The following is a 579-nucleotide window of genomic DNA, read 5'->3' on the forward strand; positions in this document are numbered from 1 at the left end:
GTATTACGGTTATCTCTCTGCCGACCTTATTCTGGTCTGAACTGGCGGCCCGGGACACCGGATTACCGCTGCCGGATTGCCTGCGACTCATCATCATTGGGGGTGAGGCAGTGAAGAGGAACGCCGTTCAGGACTGGTTTAAGCAGGCAGGCCACCGGCCCCGGTTGTTGAATGGTTATGGTCCGACAGAAAATACCGTGACGACGACCTACAAAGATGTGTTATCCGTGGAGGATGCCTGTTCTATCGGGCGGCCAGCTAAAAATACCCGCATCTACCTGCTGGACAGATATGGCGAACTGGTACCCGCGGGGTGTGTGGGTGAGATGTATATTGGTGGCGTCGGGGTGGCCCGGGGTTATCTGAACAGGCCGGAATTGAGCGCGGAACGTTTTATGCCGGACCCCTTTAATCCGGTATCCGGTGAGCGGATGTATCGTAGCGGGGATTTGGCCCGCTATCTGCCGGACGGAGATCTGGAATTTCTGGGTCGTAACGACGAACAGGTTAAAATCCGGGGCTTCCGGATTGAACTGGGGGAAATTGAGGCGCGGTTGGTGGAGCATCCGGCGGTGCAAG

The 579-nt window shown here is 56.6% G+C and carries 1 protein-coding gene; it reads left to right on the forward strand.

Annotated features, from left to right (window positions below; genetic code table 11):
- The coding region (locus tag C5469_RS23045) for an AMP-binding protein (protein ID WP_166311036.1) at positions 1-579 on the forward strand (579 nt) is incomplete at both ends.

This window comes from Photorhabdus cinerea, from assembly GCF_011189575.1.
Classification (GTDB): Bacteria; Pseudomonadota; Gammaproteobacteria; order Enterobacterales; family Enterobacteriaceae; genus Photorhabdus; species Photorhabdus cinerea.